Annotated in this window: 16 protein-coding genes and 1 riboswitch; of the genes, 7 read left to right on the top strand and 9 right to left on the bottom strand. The window is 73.2% G+C overall.

The features are described from left to right. Positions 1–117: 117 nt before the first annotated feature. From ACZDYF_RS12255 to ACZDYF_RS12225, 7 genes are all read right to left on the bottom strand, one after another. Positions 118–1,770: an ABC transporter substrate-binding protein gene (locus ACZDYF_RS12255; RefSeq protein WP_475057084.1), complete on the bottom strand. Its 1,653-nt coding sequence runs from the start codon at positions 1,768–1,770 to the stop codon at positions 118–120. A gap of 290 nt (positions 1,771–2,060) precedes the next feature. After that, positions 2,061–2,172, bottom strand: a riboswitch (SAM riboswitch). 71 nt (positions 2,173–2,243) lie between these two features. Next, the gene (gene proB, locus ACZDYF_RS12250) at positions 2,244–3,386 is read right to left on the bottom strand and encodes a glutamate 5-kinase (RefSeq protein ID WP_191788901.1); all 1,143 of its coding nucleotides are present in this window, start codon (positions 3,384–3,386) and stop codon (positions 2,244–2,246) included. A 250-nt stretch (positions 3,387–3,636) separates the two neighbouring features. Continuing rightward, the gene (gene obgE / locus ACZDYF_RS12245; protein WP_475057082.1) at positions 3,637–5,160 is read right to left on the bottom strand and encodes a GTPase ObgE; all 1,524 of its coding nucleotides are present in this window, start codon (positions 5,158–5,160) and stop codon (positions 3,637–3,639) included. Positions 5,161–5,250: 90 nt separating this feature from the next. After that, positions 5,251–5,508 (bottom strand): 50S ribosomal protein L27, encoded by a 258-nt coding sequence (gene rpmA, locus ACZDYF_RS12240; RefSeq protein ID WP_030151568.1) that lies wholly within the window; start codon positions 5,506–5,508, stop codon positions 5,251–5,253. Between the two features lie 75 nt (positions 5,509–5,583). Next, positions 5,584–5,892 (bottom strand): 50S ribosomal protein L21, encoded by a 309-nt coding sequence (gene rplU, locus ACZDYF_RS12235; RefSeq protein ID WP_191789147.1) that lies wholly within the window; start codon positions 5,890–5,892, stop codon positions 5,584–5,586. 219 nt (positions 5,893–6,111) lie between these two features. After that, positions 6,112–6,318, bottom strand: coding sequence for a dodecin family protein (locus ACZDYF_RS12230; protein WP_056651409.1), 207 nt, complete (start codon positions 6,316–6,318; stop codon positions 6,112–6,114). 123 nt (positions 6,319–6,441) lie between these two features. Continuing rightward, the gene (locus ACZDYF_RS12225; RefSeq protein ID WP_475057077.1) at positions 6,442–7,020 is read right to left on the bottom strand and encodes a TetR/AcrR family transcriptional regulator C-terminal domain-containing protein; all 579 of its coding nucleotides are present in this window, start codon (positions 7,018–7,020) and stop codon (positions 6,442–6,444) included. Between the two features lie 119 nt (positions 7,021–7,139). Here ACZDYF_RS12225 and ACZDYF_RS12220 point away from each other — a divergent pair, with 119 nt between their 5' ends. Further along, the gene (locus ACZDYF_RS12220) at positions 7,140–7,829 is read left to right on the top strand and encodes an NAD(P)H-dependent oxidoreductase (protein ID WP_400273365.1); all 690 of its coding nucleotides are present in this window, start codon (positions 7,140–7,142) and stop codon (positions 7,827–7,829) included. Positions 7,830–7,913: 84 nt separating this feature from the next. On the opposite strand, the gene trxA is transcribed toward ACZDYF_RS12220, so the two are convergent. Then, the gene (trxA, locus tag ACZDYF_RS12215) at positions 7,914–8,303 is read right to left on the bottom strand and encodes a thioredoxin (protein WP_191788897.1); all 390 of its coding nucleotides are present in this window, start codon (positions 8,301–8,303) and stop codon (positions 7,914–7,916) included. Between the two features lie 171 nt (positions 8,304–8,474). Here trxA and ACZDYF_RS12210 point away from each other — a divergent pair, with 171 nt between their 5' ends. The 5 genes from ACZDYF_RS12210 to ppk2 all read left to right on the top strand — a co-directional run bounded on the left by ACZDYF_RS12210 (position 8,475) and on the right by ppk2 (position 13,866). Further along, positions 8,475–9,905 (top strand): MFS transporter, encoded by a 1,431-nt coding sequence (locus tag ACZDYF_RS12210; RefSeq protein ID WP_475057072.1) that lies wholly within the window; start codon positions 8,475–8,477, stop codon positions 9,903–9,905. Continuing rightward, positions 9,892–11,550: a pyridoxal phosphate-dependent decarboxylase family protein gene (locus ACZDYF_RS12205; RefSeq protein ID WP_475057069.1), complete on the top strand. Its 1,659-nt coding sequence runs from the start codon at positions 9,892–9,894 to the stop codon at positions 11,548–11,550. Before ACZDYF_RS12210 ends, ACZDYF_RS12205 begins: the two co-directional genes overlap by 14 nt. Positions 11,551–11,659: 109 nt before the next feature. After that, on the top strand, positions 11,660–12,229 hold the full coding sequence (locus ACZDYF_RS12200; protein ID WP_191788895.1) for an NUDIX hydrolase family protein: 570 nt from the start codon (positions 11,660–11,662) through the stop codon (positions 12,227–12,229). Further along, a complete protein-coding gene (locus ACZDYF_RS12195) occupies positions 12,226–12,930 on the top strand; it encodes a Pr6Pr family membrane protein (RefSeq protein ID WP_475057066.1) in 705 nt (234 codons plus the stop codon). The genes ACZDYF_RS12200 and ACZDYF_RS12195 overlap by 4 nt, the downstream gene beginning before the upstream one ends. Positions 12,931–13,017: 87 nt before the next feature. After that, positions 13,018–13,866: a polyphosphate kinase 2 gene (gene ppk2 / locus ACZDYF_RS12190; protein WP_475057064.1), complete on the top strand. Its 849-nt coding sequence runs from the start codon at positions 13,018–13,020 to the stop codon at positions 13,864–13,866. A 16-nt stretch (positions 13,867–13,882) separates the two neighbouring features. Here the strand turns inward: ppk2 and ACZDYF_RS12185 are convergent, their stop codons facing one another. Then, positions 13,883–15,604 (bottom strand): ABC-F family ATP-binding cassette domain-containing protein, encoded by a 1,722-nt coding sequence (locus tag ACZDYF_RS12185; RefSeq protein ID WP_191788893.1) that lies wholly within the window; start codon positions 15,602–15,604, stop codon positions 13,883–13,885. A gap of 158 nt (positions 15,605–15,762) precedes the next feature. On the opposite strand from ACZDYF_RS12185, the gene ACZDYF_RS12180 reads away from it, so the two are divergent. Next, a complete protein-coding gene (locus tag ACZDYF_RS12180) occupies positions 15,763–16,188 on the top strand; it encodes a DUF3054 domain-containing protein (RefSeq protein ID WP_475057063.1) in 426 nt (141 codons plus the stop codon). The last annotated feature ends 119 nt before the right edge of the window (positions 16,189–16,307 follow it).

The following is a 16,307-nucleotide window of genomic DNA, read 5'->3' as shown; positions in this document are numbered from 1 at the left end:
TCCTCTCGGGTGGTGGCGCGCAGGTGGTGACGCGGGTCGTGACACGCAGGTGGTCGGCTCGGTGGCGGGAGCGCCGGCCCGGCGGGACGCTCGCGACGCGTCCCGCCGAGCCGCTGCTCAGTCCTGCTGGACCCAGGCGCCGTAGAAGTCGAGGCGGGTCGACGCCTCGAAGCCCAGGCCCTGGACCGTGTCGGCCGCAGCGATCGTCGTCGAGAGCTCGTAGACCGGGATCGCGTGCCCCTGCTGGACCAGGAGACGCGCAGCCTGGGTCACGAGCTCCTGCCGCTCGGCCGGGTCCGTCGACGCGGCCGAGCGGTCGAGCAGGTCGTCGACCTCCTCGGGTGCCCGCTTGTTGATGTTGCGCGCGTTGGCCGAGAAGATCGTGCGCAGCACGTCGGGGTCCGAGCGCGTCAGGTTGTAGTAGTCGAAGTCGAAGTCCCCGGACTTCTTGAGCTCGGTGGACTCGGCGACCGTGACCTGCTTGAGCTGGAGGTCCACGCCGATCTTCGCGAGCTGCTGCTGGACGAGCTCGAGCGGCTCGGCCACCTGCCAGAACGTGACCGTGGTGGACAGCCGCTGACCGTCCTTGACCCGCACACCGTCGGCGCCCTCGACCCAGCCGGCGTCGTCGAGGAGCGCCTCCGCACCGTCCGGGTCGTACGCGAGGTCGTCCGAGACGTCGGCCCACAGCGGGGTCGAGTGCGACAGCACGCTCGTAGCAGGCTCGTCCTGCGGGGTCAGCAGGGTCGCGGCGATCTCCTCGCGGTCGATGCCCTTGCTGATCGCCTGCCGCACCGCCGGGTCGGCGGCGAGCGGTCGCGACTCGTTGGGGAAGAGGTTGAAGACGACGCCCGGGTTCGCCCGGTACGCGAGCCAGAAGCCGTTGCCGTCGAACTGCGGCAGGTCGACCGTGCTGATGGCCGCGGTCGCGTCGATCTGGCCCGAGAGCAGGCTGCCGGTACGCACGCTGGCCTCGGGCACGAACTTCACGGTCACGGTGTCGAGGTACGCCTCCCCGGTGTGGTCGTCGGCCCCGGAGGCCCAGTCGTAGCCGGCGACCTTCTCGAGCACGACCTCCTGGTCGAACGTGTAGGACCTCACCGCGAACGGCCCGGAGCCCACGAACTTCCCGGCGCACCGGTCCTCGACGCTGAGCGCGGCGGAAGCGGGCGAGAGCAGTCCGAGCGAGAACGTCGAGGACGCCTGGAGGAACTGCGCGCTGGGTGCCGAGAAGTCGACCCGCACGGTGCGGGGGTCCACGACCGTGGTTCCCTCGTACCCGACGAGGTAGCCAGAGCCGAGCGAGGCCGCCGCGCCGAGCTCGACGATCTTGTCGAAGTTCGTCTTGACCGCGGCCGCGTCGATCGGCGTGCCGTCGGCGAACGTCGGCCCCTCCCGGAGCGTGAACGTGAAGCTCGTGGCGTCCGCGTCGACCTCCCAGCTCTCCGCGAGCCACGGCAGGATCTCGCCCGTGTCCGGGTCCTGCGCGGTGAGCGAGGCCACGGTCTGGCGGGCCGAGGCGATCGCGTCGTTGTTCCCGACCTGCTGGGGGTCGATGCAGTGCGAGTCGACCGTGACCGCGAAGGTGAGGTTGCCGCCCGGGACGGGCTCCGCCGTCGGGCCGGGGGACGTGCCGTCCGCGGTGCTGCCGCCACCGGAGCCGCACGCCCCGAGCAGGAGCGCCGTCGCGGCGAGCGAGGCCGCGACGAGCGCGCGGCGGGACGGGGCCGTGCGGCCGCCGGGGCCCGAGGGCCAGGTCGAGAGGGACATGCGAGCAGTGCTCCTTCGGTCGTGCGCGCCGTCGGTCCGGCACGGCCGGGGCGCTGAGGGGTCGCCGACGGACCGTGGGTGCGTCGGATCGACGCCGGGCTCACGGTGAGCGGCGGTGGGGGCCGTCAGGGGACGGCGAGGGTGGGACGGGATGTCGGCAGCACGTCAGGAGCGGCGAGGGGTCAGCCGCGTGTCAGCGACAACAGAGCACGAGGGTCCCCGCGTCGAGGCAGCGGACACCCCTGCCGTCGAGCCCCTGTTGCGTTCCGAGTGCGCGCATCGCCCGTTCCTCCGTGTGCTTACCGCGCCCGACGGGTCGCGGTCAGGTACCACCCGGAGCACCCCGTCACGTCGAAGGGTTGCTGGCCAGCGAGCCGGGTCTTGGCGCTGGCGCTCTTCACCTGCCGCACAGGAAAGCCGCCCGAGGCCACCGAGTCAAGGGGTGAGCAGACCGTCCCACCCCGTGAGACGACTCAGGACGCCTTGCGCTTGCGCCCCACGAGCACGAGGTCGTCGCGGTGCACGATCTCGCGGTCGTACCCCTCGCCGAGCTTGTCGCGTAGCTCGTGCGTCGAACGGCCGAGCAGGTCCGGGATGTCGCTCGAGTCGAACGCGACGAGGCCGCGCGCGATCACGCGCCCGTCGGGGGCGACGAGCTCGACGGGGTCGCCCGCGTCGAAGTCTCCCGTGACGCCGACCACGCCCGCGGGCAGCAGCGACGCGCGTCCGCCCAGCACCGCGGCGACCGCCCCCTCGTCGAGCTCGAGTCGTCCGCGCGTGCGGGCCGCGTGCGCGAGCCACAGGCGCCGGCGCGTGGTGCGCTTGCCCGTCACGGCGAACCAGGTCCCCACCTCGTGCCCCGCGAGCGCGCCCTCGGCGTGCGCGGCCTTGGTCAGGACGACCGGGATGCCCGAGCCCGTCGCGATGCGCACCGACTCGAGCTTGGTGAGCATGCCGCCGGTCCCGATCGAGCTGCCCCGGCCCGTGACCTCGATGCCTTCGAGGTCGAGGGCGGACCGGACCTCGCGGATGCGCTGCGTGCCCGGGCGCGAGGGCGGCCCGTCGTACAGGCCGTCGACGTCGGTCAGCAGGACCATCGCGTCGGCGCGCACCAGGTGCGAGACCAGGGCCGCGAGACGGTCGTTGTCCCCGAAGCGGATCTCGTCGGTCGCGACCGCGTCGTTCTCGTTGACGACCGGCACGATGCCCAGGTCCAGGAGCCGCTCGAGCGAGCGCTGCGCGTTGCGGTAGTGCCCGCGGCGGATGGTGTCCTCGGCCGTGAGGAGCACCTGGCCCACGCGGATGCCGTACTCGGCGAACGCCTGGGCGTAGCGGGCGACCAGGAGCCCCTGCCCCACCGAGGCCGCGGCCTGGGCCGTCGCGAGGTCGCGCGGTCGCGCGCTCAGGCCCAGCGGACCGATCCCCGCGGCGATCGCCCCCGACGTCACCAGCACGACCTGCCCGCCCGCCGCGTGGCGGGCCGCGATCACGTCGACGAGCGCGTGCAGGGCCGGGACGCTGAGGTGCCCGTCCGGTCCGGTGAGGGACGAGGAGCCGATCTTGACGACGACCCGGTGGGCCGTGGCGACCTGGGAGCGTGCGGAGAGCGCATTCACGGGCTCATCATCCCGCGCCGGGCGCTCGGACGGGGCGCCGTTTCACCGTGTGACACCTCACGGTGGGACGGCGTGGGCGGCATGCCGCCGGCCCCGGCCCGACGACGACGCTCCCCCTGGGCGCCCGTGCCGCCCGGGCGCGGGGTCGACACCCCCGGGGACGCCGCAGGGCGGGCACGACCCGAGGGGCCGTACCCGCCCTGCGGGCGGACGTGCACGGTCGACGACGCTCGTCGACCCGCGCGGGAGGTCAGTCCTGGTCGGGGTCCGTCCAGTGGCCGGACTCGCGCTCGGTCCAGAGCTCGGCGCGGGCCTCGGCCTTGGCGTCCATGCGCTCGGTGTACTCGCGGCGCTTGTCCGACCGGGTGGGGCGCGAGGTGTCCTCGAGCCGCAGGTCGGAGCCGCGCGGGCCGCCGAGGAGCTCGGAGCCCGTGATGAGCGTGGGCTCCCAGTCGAACACGACGGCGTTCTTGTCCGAGCCGATGCGCACCTCGTCGCCCGCGACGGCGCCGGCCTTGAAGAGCTTCTCCTCGACGCCGAGACGCGCGAGGCGGTCCGCGAGGTAGCCCACGGCCTCGTCGTTCGAGAAGTCGGTCTGGCGGACCCAGCGCTCGGGCTTGGAGCCACGGACCTCGTAGTAGAAGCCGGTCTCGGCACCACCCTTGCGGGTCACGGTGAAGCCCGCGTCGTCGACGGCCTTGGGGCGCAGGATCGTGCGCGCCGGGGCGGGGGCCGGGGCCTCGCGGCGGGCCTGGTCGACGAGCTCGGCGAGCGCGAACGTCAGGGGGCGCAGGCCCTCGTGGCTCGCGGTCGAGATCTCGAAGACGCGCAGGCCGCGGGCCTCGAGGTCGGGGCGCACGAGCTCGGCGAGCTCGCGGGCCTCGGGGACGTCGATCTTGTTGAGCACCACGAGGCGCGGGCGCTCGTTGAGCGGGAGCCGGGCCCCCTCGATGTCGAGGTCGCCCGCGTAGGCGTCGAGCTCGGCCTCGAGGGCCTCGAGGTCGGAGATCGGGTCACGATCGGGCTCGAGGGTCGCGCAGTCGAGCACGTGCACGATCACGGCGGTGCGCTCGATGTGGCGCAGGAACTCGAGGCCGAGTCCCTTGCCCTGGCTCGCGCCGGGGATGAGGCCGGGGACGTCGGCGACGGTGTAGCGCGAGTCGCCCGCCTGGACCACGCCCAGGTTGGGGACGAGGGTCGTGAACGGGTAGTCGGCGATCTTGGGCCGGGCTGCGGAGATCGCGGCGACGAGCGAGGACTTGCCCGCGCTCGGGAACCCGACGAGCGCGACGTCGGCGATCGACTTGACCTCGAGGACGAAGTCGGCCTCCTCACCGGGCTCGCCGAGCAGCGCGAAGCCCGGGGCCTTGCGGCGCTGGGAGGCGAGCGCGGCGTTGCCGAGGCCGCCCCGGCCACCTGCGGCGGCGACGTACTCGGCGCCCTCGCCGACGAGGTCGGCCAGGACGTTGCCGTCGGTGTCCTTGATCACGGTGCCGTCGGGCACGCGCAGGATCAGGTCCCCGCCGTTGGCGCCGGCGCGGTGGTCACCCATGCCCTGGGTACCGGAGGTCGCGTGGCGGTGCGGCGAGTGGTGGAACTCGAGGAGCGTCGTGGTCTGGGAGTCGACGACGATCCGCACGGTCCCACCGTCACCCCCGTTGCCACCGTCAGGGCCGGCGAGCGGCTTGAACTTCTCCCGGCGGATGGAGGCGCAACCGTTGCCGCCGTCACCGCCGGAGGCGTGCAGGACGACGCGGTCGACGAACGTGGCCATGGAAATGGTCCTCTCAAGCAGGGGGGAAGAACACCAGGAGGGGCGCACCGCGTCGGTGCGCCCCTCCTGTCAAGCGTGCTGCGTCGTGGATCAGGCCTCGGCAGAGACGATGTCGACGACCTTGCGCCCGCGGCGCGTACCGAACTGGACCGCACCGGCGGTCAGGGCGAACAGCGTGTCGTCGCCACCGCGACCGACGTTGTTGCCCGGGTGGAAGTGGGTGCCGCGCTGGCGGACGATGATCTCGCCGGCGCTGACGACCTGGCCACCGAAGCGCTTCACGCCGAGGCGCTGGGCGTTGGAGTCACGACCGTTGCGCGAGGAGCTCGCGCCCTTCTTGTGTGCCATGTCGAACCTGCTTTCGTGCTGGAAGAAGAGGGGGTGGGATCACCTGCGGCGGCCCTCACGAGCCGCCGAGGGAAGTCACTTGATGCCGGTGACCTTGAGGCGGGTCAGCTGCTGACGGTGACCCTGGCGCTTGCGGTAGCCGGTCTTGTTCTTGTACTTGAGGATCGTGATCTTCGGGCCCTTTTCGTCCCGGACGACCTCAGCAGTGACCTTGACCTTCGCGAGCGCCGCAGCGTCGTGGGTCACCTTCTCCCCGTCCACCAGCAGGATCGCAGGAAGCTCGACGGACTGTCCGGCACCAGCCGACAGACGGTCGACGACGACGATATCGCCGACGGACACCTTCTCCTGGCGGCCACCGGCCTTGACGATCGCGTACACCACGTTGTTGCTCATCTCTTCTAGTCTTGGCGTGCTCGCCATGTCTGGTCGTCTTGGCAGGACTCAACACACCGTGGCGTGCGAGTGCGACCGGACCATGGGCACACGGGACCAGTGCGCACCGAGCGCACCGACGTTCAAGGGTACGGGAATCCCGGAGGCAGGGTCAAATAGCCGCCCGTGCTGGCACGGGTCAAGCCGGCGCGCCCGCCGAGCCCACCGTCAGTCGAGGACGAACGTGACCTCGAGCGCCACCTGCCAGGCGACGATCTTCCCGTCCCTGACCTCGACCTTCTGCTCCTTGACCCACGCCCCCGTGAGGTTGCGCAGCGTCTCGCTCGCCCTCTCGATCCCGGTCTTCACCGCGTCGTCGAAGCTCACGTCGGACCGTGCACTGATCTGGGTGATGCGCGCTACCGAGCCGCTCATGACGTCCTCCGCCGTCCGGGGCGGACGCCTCGTCGCGTCCACGCTCCCCCTCCACGATCCTCCGCAGGGCGTCGGCCCGCCAGCGCGGGCGGCCGCGGAGCCGGGTGTCAGCGGAGCCGGGTGTCAGCGGAGCCGTTCCCCCAGCCCCGCGACGATCACGTCGGCACCGAAGCTGAACCGCTCGTCGAAGCCGCCCGCCCCTTCGGTACCGCCAGCACCTCCGGCACCACCGCCCGCCTGCTCCTCGACGACGAAACCCAGGACGAAGCTGAGCACGGTCCCCCAGGCGCGCGCGGCGTCGTCGGGCGTGAAGCCTGCGGCCGTGAGGACGCCCAGCGGGACCTCGACCGCGTCGCGCAGCGCCTCGTCCGTGACGAGGGTGCCGCTGAAGACGCGCGCACCGTCGCGGTGCGCGAGCAGCATGCGGCGCAGGTTCGTCGCGGAGTCGCGCACGCAGTCCTGCCAGGGAGACCCGGCGAGCGTCGCCTCGTCCCAGGCCTCGCCGTCGACGAGGTCTCGCAGCATGGTGACGGCCATCTCGTGGAGCAGGTCGGCCTTGCTCGCGACGTGCCAGTAGAGCGCGGGCGCCTTGACGCCGAGGTCCTGGGCGAGCCGGCGCAGGGTCAGCCCGTCGAGCCCGACCTCGTCGAGCAGCGCGAGCGCCGCGCGCACCACGCGTTCCCGGTCCAGCCGCTCGACCATCGCCAGTCCTCCTCGGATCGTCGGCGGCCACGGGTCGGCCGCACGCCCTCACCTTGACACCTTAACGATGTTCAGCAACTCTAACGTTGTTAGATTGAACAACGTTAAGGAGAGTTCTCGTGCGCGTCCTGCTCGTGATCGACCACCCCTACGAGGGCAGCTACAGCCGGGCGCTCGCCGCCGCCGCGATCCGCGGCGCGACCAGCGCCGGGCACGACGTCGACGTGATCGACCTCGACCTCGACGACTTCGACCCCGTGGTCCGGCGCGCAGACCTGGGCGCGTGGCGCGAGGGACGGACCGTCGACCCCCGGGTCGCGCAGTACCAGGACCGCCTGGCCGCCGCCGACCACCTCGTCCTGGTCCACCCCGTCTGGTGGGAGGTCATGCCCGCGCGCCTCAAGGGGTTCTTCGACAAGGTCCTGGTCCCCGGCTTCGCGTACACCGAGAGCCGGGTCGGAACCCTTCGAGGACTGCTCGGGCTCTCGGGCGTCACGCTCGTGACGACCATGACCACCCCCGGACCGCTCTACCGCCTGTGGTTCGGCGCCCCGGTGCACCGCGTCGTGGCCCGCGGGGTCTTCGGCCAGCTCGGCGTGCCACGGGTCCGGTGGGTCAACCACCCGCGCGTCGCCGAGGTCTCCCCCGCCCGGCGCGCACGGTGGTTGACCGCGCTCGAGCGGCGGTTCGCGAGCCTCCCCGAGCCCTCGGACCGGGCGCGCGAGCGCGCGGCCCGCCGGAACGCCGCACGGCCGGTGGCCGCACGAGGGGCCGCCGAGCACGAGCCGGCCGCACGGCCGGCCGCCTGACGACCACGACCCACGACCCGCCCTGCACGACGAAGGACCCCGGCCGAGGCCGGGGTCCTTCGGTGATGCTGGGCGGTCGACGCGTCAGGCGTTCGCCTGGCCGTTCGACTCCGCGGCCGAGGCCTGGGCGATCTGCGCACGGACGTCGTCCATGTCGAGCCCCTTGACCGCTTCGACGACCTGCTCGAGAGCGGGTGCGGGGAGCGCGCCGGGCTGCGAGAAGACGAGGACGCCTTCGCGGAACGCCATGAGCGTCGGGATCGAGGTGATGTTCGCGGCGGCAGCGAGCGCCTGCTCTGCCTCGGTGTCGATCTTGCCGTGCACGACGTCGGGGTGGGTCTCCGAGGACGCCTCGAACACCGGGGCGAACTGGCGGCACGGGCCGCACCACGACGCCCAGAAGTCCACCAGGACGATGTCGTTGTCCTTGATGGTCTGCTCGAACGTGGCGCCGGTGAGTTCCTGGGTTGCCATGAAGGTCCTTCCTGAGGGGTTCACCAGGTGCAGCAACGGGTTCCCGGGAGGTATTCCCGGCCCGCGGGCGAACATACGCCGGGTTCCTCGCGGCCGCCTGCCGGACCCTCGGAGCGCCGACCTCCCCGGACCTCCCGGGCAGTGACCGAGATCACGTCTAGGCTGTGGCGCGTGGAACGCCTCAGGCCGCGCACGATCGCGGGATACGCCATCGGTTCGGTCGGCACGGGTGGCTTCGGCACCCTGCCGGGCCTCATGCTCCTGTACTACCTGACCGACGCGCTCGCCGTGCCGGCCGCGGTCGCAGGCCTGGTCGTCACGGGCGCCAAGGTCTGGGACGTCGTGATCGACCCGTTCATCGGGTACGGCAGCGACCGCGACCTGGCGCGCACGGGCTCGCGGCGGCGCTTCATGACGATCGGCGCGTGCACGATCCCGGTGTTCTTCGCGCTGACGTTCGCGGTGCCGGGCGGGGCGTCGACGGCCGCGGCCTCGATCTGGGTGCTCGTGGCCTTCCTGCTCGCCGCGACGGCGTTCTCGCTGTTCCAGGTGCCGTACATCGCGCTGCCCGCAGAGATCGCACCGACGTACGACGAGCGCACGCGCCTCATCAGCTGGCGGGTGGCGACGCTCGCGTTCGCGATCCTGCTGTTCGGGGCGGGGGGCCCGGTGCTGCGCGGCGAGACGAGCTCGCTGTCGGGGTACCTGACGCTGGGCGTGGTCGCGGGGCTGGTGATCGGCGCGGGCATGTTCGTCGCGTCCCGGGTGGCCCCGCGCGGCGCACGAGCAGCCGGCCCGACGGCGTCGCTCCCCGCGGGCGCACAGGCCGCGGCCCCGCAGGCGGCCACCTCGGCCGCGGGCGCCTTCCGCCTCGCGGTCTCGGAGGCCGTCGCGACCCTGCGCCGCAGCCAGCCCTTCCGGGTCCTGCTCACGGCGTTCTTCCTGCAGGCCCTCGCGACGGGCCTCATGCTCGCGGCCGCGAACTACGTCGCGACCTACGTCCTCGAGTCGAACCTCGCGGTGAGCCTGCTGTTCGCGGCACTCATCGCGCCCGCGCTGCTGGTCATGCCGCTCTGGAACCGGCTCGCGCGCCGGGTCGGCAAGGAGCGCAGCTTCGTCCTCGCGAGCTCGCTGTTCGCGGTCGCGACGCTGTGCATGGTGCCGCTCGCGTGGGCTCCGGGTGACTGGGTGTACCTGCCGACCGCGCTCGCGGGCGTCGGGTACGCGGGCATGCAGGCGCTCCCGCTCGCGATGCTGCCCGACGTGATCGCGCACGACGCCCGTACGGTCCCCGTCGCGGGCCAGGGGCCGTCTGACCGTGGCGGGGCGTTCAGCGGCGTGTGGACCGCGGGCGAGACGACGGGTATGGCGTTCGGCGCCGGGCTGCTGAGCCTCGTGCAGTGGGTCACGGGCTACCAGTCGTCGAGCGCGGGCTTCACGCCCGAGCAGACGACGGCCGCAGTGGACGGCATCGCGCTCTCGTTCTCGCTGGTCCCGGCGGTTCTTGTCGCGCTGAGCCTCCTGGCCCTCGTACGCTATCGACTGCGCAGGGGCGACATCGACGTGCCCACCGAGGAGCCCGCAGCGCATGAGCGCCCTTGACGACACCCCCCTGCCCGCCCCGCCCGTCCTGCGGACCGAGGGCATCCTCGACCGCCTCGCAGCGCTGCGGGCGGCCGACGCCCCGACGCACGGAGGACGCGTCCTGTCGTACGTCTACGACCCGGACCTGGCCGAGCTCGACGCCCTCGCGGGGGACGCGATCCGGGCGGTCCAGCCGCTCAACGCCCTGGACCCCACGACGTTCTCCTCGGTCGCGGTCATGGAGCGCGAGCTCGTGGCCTTCGCGCGCGACATGCTGCACGGGACGGGCGCGCAGGACGCGAGCGGCGTCGTCGGGACGGTGACGTCCGGCGGGACCGAGAGCTGCCTGCTCGCCGTCAAGACGGCCCGTGACGCGTTCCTCGCGGCGCAGCCGCCGCGGGCGGACGGCACGCCGCACACGCTCGCGACGCTCGGCCGGGCGCCCAAGGTCGTGGCGCCGAGCACCGTCCACGCGGCGTTCCACAAGGCCGCGACCTACCTGGGGCTCGACCTCGTGCTCGTCCCCGTGGACCCGGCGACGTGCCGCGCGGTCCCGGCCGACCTGGCCGCGGCGGTGGGCGACGGGAGCGACGTCGCCCTCGTCGTGGTCTCCGCGCCGTCGTACCCGCACGGGGTCGTGGACCCGGTCGAGGAGGTCGCGGCGGCCGCGAGCGCCCTGGGGGTCCCGGTCCACGTGGACGCGTGCGTGGGCGGTTGGGTGCTGCCCTTCTGGCCCGACGACGCCGCGCACGTCCCGCTCTTCGACTTCCGCGTGCCGGGGGTCACCTCGATCTCGGCCGACGTCCACAAGTACGGCTACGCCCCCAAGGGCGCCTCGGTCCTGCTCACGCGGGACCGGGACCGGCAGCGCCACCAGCTGTTCGCGACGACGCGCTGGCCGGGCTACCCGGTCGTGAACTCGACGATCATGGGCTCCAAGTCGGCGGGGCCGCTCGCCGCGGCCTGGGCCGTGACGCAGGCGCTCGGTGTGCCCGGCTACCGGGCCGTGACGGCCCGGTGCGCGGTCGCGACGCTCGCGCTGCGCCAGGTGCTCGACACGGTCGAGGGCCTGCGCGTGGTCGGCGACCCGGTGGGGCCGCTCGTGGCGGTCGCGACCGACGAGTCGCTGCCCGCGGACCGGCGGGTCGACCCGCACGTGTGGTCGGACGCCGTCCGCGCGAGCGGGTTCGTGCTCCAGCCGCAGCCCGGGTACACCCAGCCCGACGGCTCACGCCTGCCGCACACGACGCACCTCACGGTGACCCCTGTGACGGCGAGCGTGGTCGACGAGCTCGGTGCCGCGCTGGTCACCGCCGCGCAGGCCGTGCGCGGTGTGCCGCGCCCGGACCCGCAGGAGGTCCTGGGCGCCCTGCTCGCGAGCCTGGCCCCGGGGATCGAGCCTGCCGAGGCGGTCGCCGGGCTCGGGTCGCTCGACGCGGCCACGGCGTGGGGGCTCGTGCAGGCCACCGTGCTGGGCGGCGCGGACCCGCGCGGCGGCGACGCCCCCGAGCCCGGCACGGGTCCCATGGCTCCGCTGCTGGCCCTCGTCGAGGCGCTGCCGTCCGCGGTCGGCGAGCGCCTGCTCGTCGAGCTCATCGCGCGTCTCGCGGAGCCCGTGGCGCCGCCGGTCGACGCCCTGGCGGCGGAGCCCGGGGGCTCCTGAGACTCGACCGGTGGGCAGGGTCCGGGGCCGTGCAGCCACCGCTGCCCGGGAGCCGACCCCGCCCACCGGGTTCAGCGCGAGTCCGCGTCCCGGGTGGTAGAACAGTCAGGTGACGGACACCGCCGACTTCCCGCCCGACGACTTCTCCCGCGAGATCCCCCAGCCCGCCGGGTGGCTGAGCGCGGAGGACCTCGCGGCCGCACGCTCCCACCTGCCCCTCGTCTACGTCGACGCGGTCCCGGTCCGGGTCGACGACTCGGGCGATGTGGTCGCCGTCGGGCTGCTGCTGCGCGTGACGCCCGAGGGGCAGATGACCCGGGCGCTCGTGTCGGGGCGCGTGATGTACCACGAGCGGATCCGCGACGCGCTGCTGCGGCACATCGAGAAGGACCTGGGGCCTGTGGCCCTGCCCCACGTCCCGGCATCCCCGCAGCCGTTCACGGTCGCCGAGTACCTGCCCACCCCCGGGATCACGGGGTACCACGACCCCCGCCAGCACGCGGTCTCGCTCGCGTACGTCGTCCCGGTCTCGGGCGACTGCCAGCCGCAGCAGCAGGCGCTCGAGCTCGCATGGCTCACGCCGGAGCAGGCGTGCAGCGACCAGGTGCAGCTCGAGATGCACGGTGGGCAGGGCACGCTCCTGCGGCAGGCCATGGCGTACGTCGGCCGCCTCTCGTGACCTCCGCTCCCGTGACCGCGTCGTCGGGCGGCGGTGCGGGCGACCGCCTGCGCGGACCGGTCGCGGCGCGCTGGTGGCACGGCGTCGTCGCGGCCATGGCGCTCGTCGGCGTCGTCTGGGAGCTCTTCGGCACGCTCGGGCGCGGACCGCTCCCGGGCGACACGACCACGGACGTCGTCGTGCACTTCTTCAGCTACTTCACGATCCTGTCGAACGTCCTGGTCGGGGCCACGTGCGCGCTGCTGCTCGTGGACCCGCTGCGGGACGGACGCGTGTTCCGCGTCGCGCGGCTCGACGCGCTCCTGTGCATCGCCGTGACGGGCCTCGTGTACAACACCGTCCTCGCGGGGCTCCAGGAGCTGAGCGTCGCCGGGATCTTCACGAACCTCCTGCTGCACCAGGCGGGGCCGCTGCTCGCGGTCCTCGGGTGGCTCGTCGTGGGGCCGCGGCCGCGCATCGACACCACGACGATCTGGTGGTCGGTCCTCGCACCGCTCGTGTGGATCGTCTACATCTTCGTGCAGGGCGCGTTCTCGCACTGGTACCCGTACCCGTTCATGGACGTGACCGAGATCGGGTACCCGCAGGCGCTGCTCAACACGGGCGTCGTGGCCGTGGTGTTCCTGCTGCTCGCGGCAGGGCTCGGCTGGGTCGACCGGCGGATGAAGCCCGCGCCCTCGCCCGCGGCCGCAGGGCGCTGACGGGCGGACGGCCACAGCCCGCGGGGCGCCCGCGGGCGTCGAGCGCGTCCCGCCCGCGTCGTCCCGCCCCAGCGGTAGCGTGACGCCATGTCGAAGACGTCGAAGAAGAAGTCGAAGAAGGACAAGGGGCTGCCTCGCGAGGTCTACGAGGCCGAGCTGTTCCGGCTGCAGGCCGAGCTCGTCAGGCTCCAGCAGTGGACCCAGGCCACCGGGGCGCGTGTCGTCGTGATCTTCGAGGGGCGCGACGCAGCCGGCAAGGGCGGCGTGATCAAGCGCATCACGCAGTACCTGAGCCCGCGCGTCGTGCGTATCGCGGCCCTGCCGACACCGACCGAGCGCGAGCGGTCCGAGTGGTACTACCAGCGGTACATCGCCCACCTGCCCGCGGCGGGCGAGATCGTGCTGTTCGACCGCTCCTGGTACAACCGGGCCGGCGTCGAGAGGGTCATGGGCTTCTGCACCCCCGAGGAGTACGACCGCTTCATGCGGCAGACGCCCGTCTTCGAGCAGATGCTCATCGACGACGGGATCATCCTGCGCAAGTACTGGTTCTCGGTCTCGGACGGCGAGCAGCTCAAGCGCTTCCGGTCGCGACTCTCGGACCCCGTGCGCCAGTGGAAGCTGAGCCCCATGGACCTCGAGTCGATCCACCGCTGGGAGGACTACTCGCGCGCCAAGGACGAGATGATGGTGCACACCGACGTGCCCGGCAGCCCGTGGTTCGTCGTCGAGTCGGACTCCAAGAAGAACGCGCGGCTCAACATGATCTCGCACCTGCTCTCGACGATCGGCTACGTCGACGTGCCGCACGACAAGGTCGTGCTGCCCGAGCGCCCGCCCGCGTCGGGCGACTACGTGCGTCCCCCGCGCGAGCTCGCGAACTACGTCCCCGACCACGTGGCCCAGCTCCTGGGCGACCCCGAGAACGGGTTCTGACGCCTCGTCGGGTGCGCTAGAGCTCGAGGGTCGGCCAGTCCGCGAAGTCCTCGCGCATCCTGCGGTCGTGCGTCGCGACGACCACGGCCGCAGGCGTGACGCGCAGCGCCTGGGTGAGCTCGTCGACGAGGTCGATCGAGAGGTGGTTGGTCGGCTCGTCGAGCAGCAGGACGTGCGGCACCGCGAGCAGCGCGCGGGCCAGGTCGAAGCGGCGGCGCTGCCCCGCGGACAGCTCGCGCAGGGGGCGGTCCAGGTCCTCCTCGGTCAGCAGCCCGAGGAACGCGACCGGCACCAGGAAGTCCGGGTCGAGCGTGCCCGCCGAGAGCAGGTCGAGCGCCTCCTGCGCGTACTCCTCGAAGCCCGTGCGCTCCTCGGCGCCCGGCGGTAGCGCGGGCCCCTCCTGCGCGACGATCCCGACCCGCACGCCGTCGGCGACCGTCCTGGTGCCCCGGTCGAGCCCCACCGTGCCCGCGAGCGCCGCGAGCAGGGTCGACTTGCCCGAGCCGTTCGGCCCCGTGATCAGCAGCCGGCCCGACGGCGGGATCGCGATGCGCGTCCCGGGCAGGTCGAGCCGGGCACCGGTGGGCACGGCAGAGGGCGCGGCGGGGGTGACGACGCCGGGCAGGGCGGGGCCGCCGTCGGGCAGGTCGCCCGGCGCGCCGCCCCGCTCCCGAGGCGTGGCGTCCACGCGCGGGCTGCGCACCTCGAGCAGCGGGGTGTCGGGCGACCAGCCGGGCGACATTGCCAGCAGGTCCGGGAAGCGCAGCTCGAGCGGCGGGACCGGGACCTCGACGGCCTCGGCCTCGAGCTTCTGCACGAGCCGGTCCGCAGCCTTGACGTGGATGCGCGCGTGCGTCGCACGCCGGTGCTTCTGGCTGCCCTTGGCGGGGCGCCACTCGTCCGAGAGCCCCTCGTACGACGCGTCGAGCCGTTCGGCGAGCTTCTCGGCGCGCTTGCGCTCGGCCCGGTAGCGCTGACGCCACCGGTGCAGGGCCTGGTTCTTCGCGAAGCGGTAGGCCAGGTAGCCGGGCTGGCCGTACAGCACGGGCTTGCCGTCCATCGCGGGGTCGAGGTCGAGGATCTCGGTCGCGACGTCGTCGAGCAGCTGGCGGTCGTGCGTGACCATGACGACCCCACCGCCCCACGCCACGATCTCGCCCGTGAGGAAGTCGATACCGCTCGTGTCGAGGTGGTTGGTCGGCTCGTCGAGCAGCAGCAGGTCGCTCCGCTCGGCCAGGCGGCATGCGAGACGGACTCGGTAGCGCTCGCCCACGGAGAGCGTCGAGAGCTCGCGCAGCGGGTCGCGGCACGCCCCCAGCCGGGACAGCGCGACCTCGACGCGCCGGTCCGCGTCCCACACGGCCAGGTGCTCGGCGCGGGCCAGGACGTCCGAGAGCTCGGCGAGGTTGCCGTGCTCGTGGTCGAAGTCGCGCGTCACGGCGTCGAGCTCGGCGCCCACGGCACGCACGGTCGCGAGGCTGTCGCGGACCAGGTCGCCGACCGTCTGCCCGGGCTGCGGCACGAGCTCCTGCTCGACGACGGCGAGCGAGCCCTGGCGGCGCACCTCGCCCCCGCTCGGGGCGAGCGTCCCGGCCAGGACACCCAGGAGGGTCGACTTGCCCGTGCCGTTCTCCCCCACCACGCCGAGCCGCGTGCCGGCGCCGACGCGCAGCGAGACGCCCGAGAGGACGGGGCGTCCCGGGTAGGAGAAGGAGAGGTCGTCGACAGCCAGGTGCACAGGTCAACCCTAGGGGCAGTCGCCGAGGAGGTGGCTCACGCGCGCTGGCGACCGGCCCGTCGGGGACACGACCGGTCGCCGTCCCGGCTCGTGGACGCGGCACGTGCGCTACCTGGCGGCGGGCAACGCCCGCGCTGCCCTCCGGTAGCGTCGGGACCATGACCTCGCCGTCCTCTGCCGCCCCCACCACGTCCCGTCCGACCGTCCGGCCCGGCATCGTCGCCCTGGCCGTCGTGCTCGACGTCGTCGCGGTCCTCGCGTTCGCCGCCGGCGGGCGCGCGACCCACTCCGCAGACAGCTCGCTGACCGCCCTCCTGACGATCGCGTGGCCCTTCCTCGTGGGCCTCGCCGTGGGCTGGGTCCTGCTTCGTGCCTGGCGCTCGCCGCTCACGGCCTGGCCGACCGGGCTGATCCTGTGGGTGTCGACGTGGGTCGTGGGCATGGCGCTGCGCGGGGCCACGGGTGAGGGCCTCGCGACGGCGTTCCTCGTGGTGTCCGCGGCGTTCCTGCTCGCGACGCTCGTGGGCTGGCGGCTCGTCGCCCTCCTGGTCCTCAAGGTGCGCGGGCGTGTCTCGACGTCCTGAGCCCCCCTGGTGCCGAGAACGAAGTTGAGGTCGTTCTGCCCGCCTTGGCGACCGCAACCTCGTGGTCGGGCGCACGGAACGTCGTTCTCGACGTGCAGCCCGACGTCCGGGCGAGCGCG

Source organism: Oerskovia sp. PE-21s, assembly GCF_056158145.1.
This window is presented reverse-complemented; position numbering and strand designations above follow the sequence as displayed.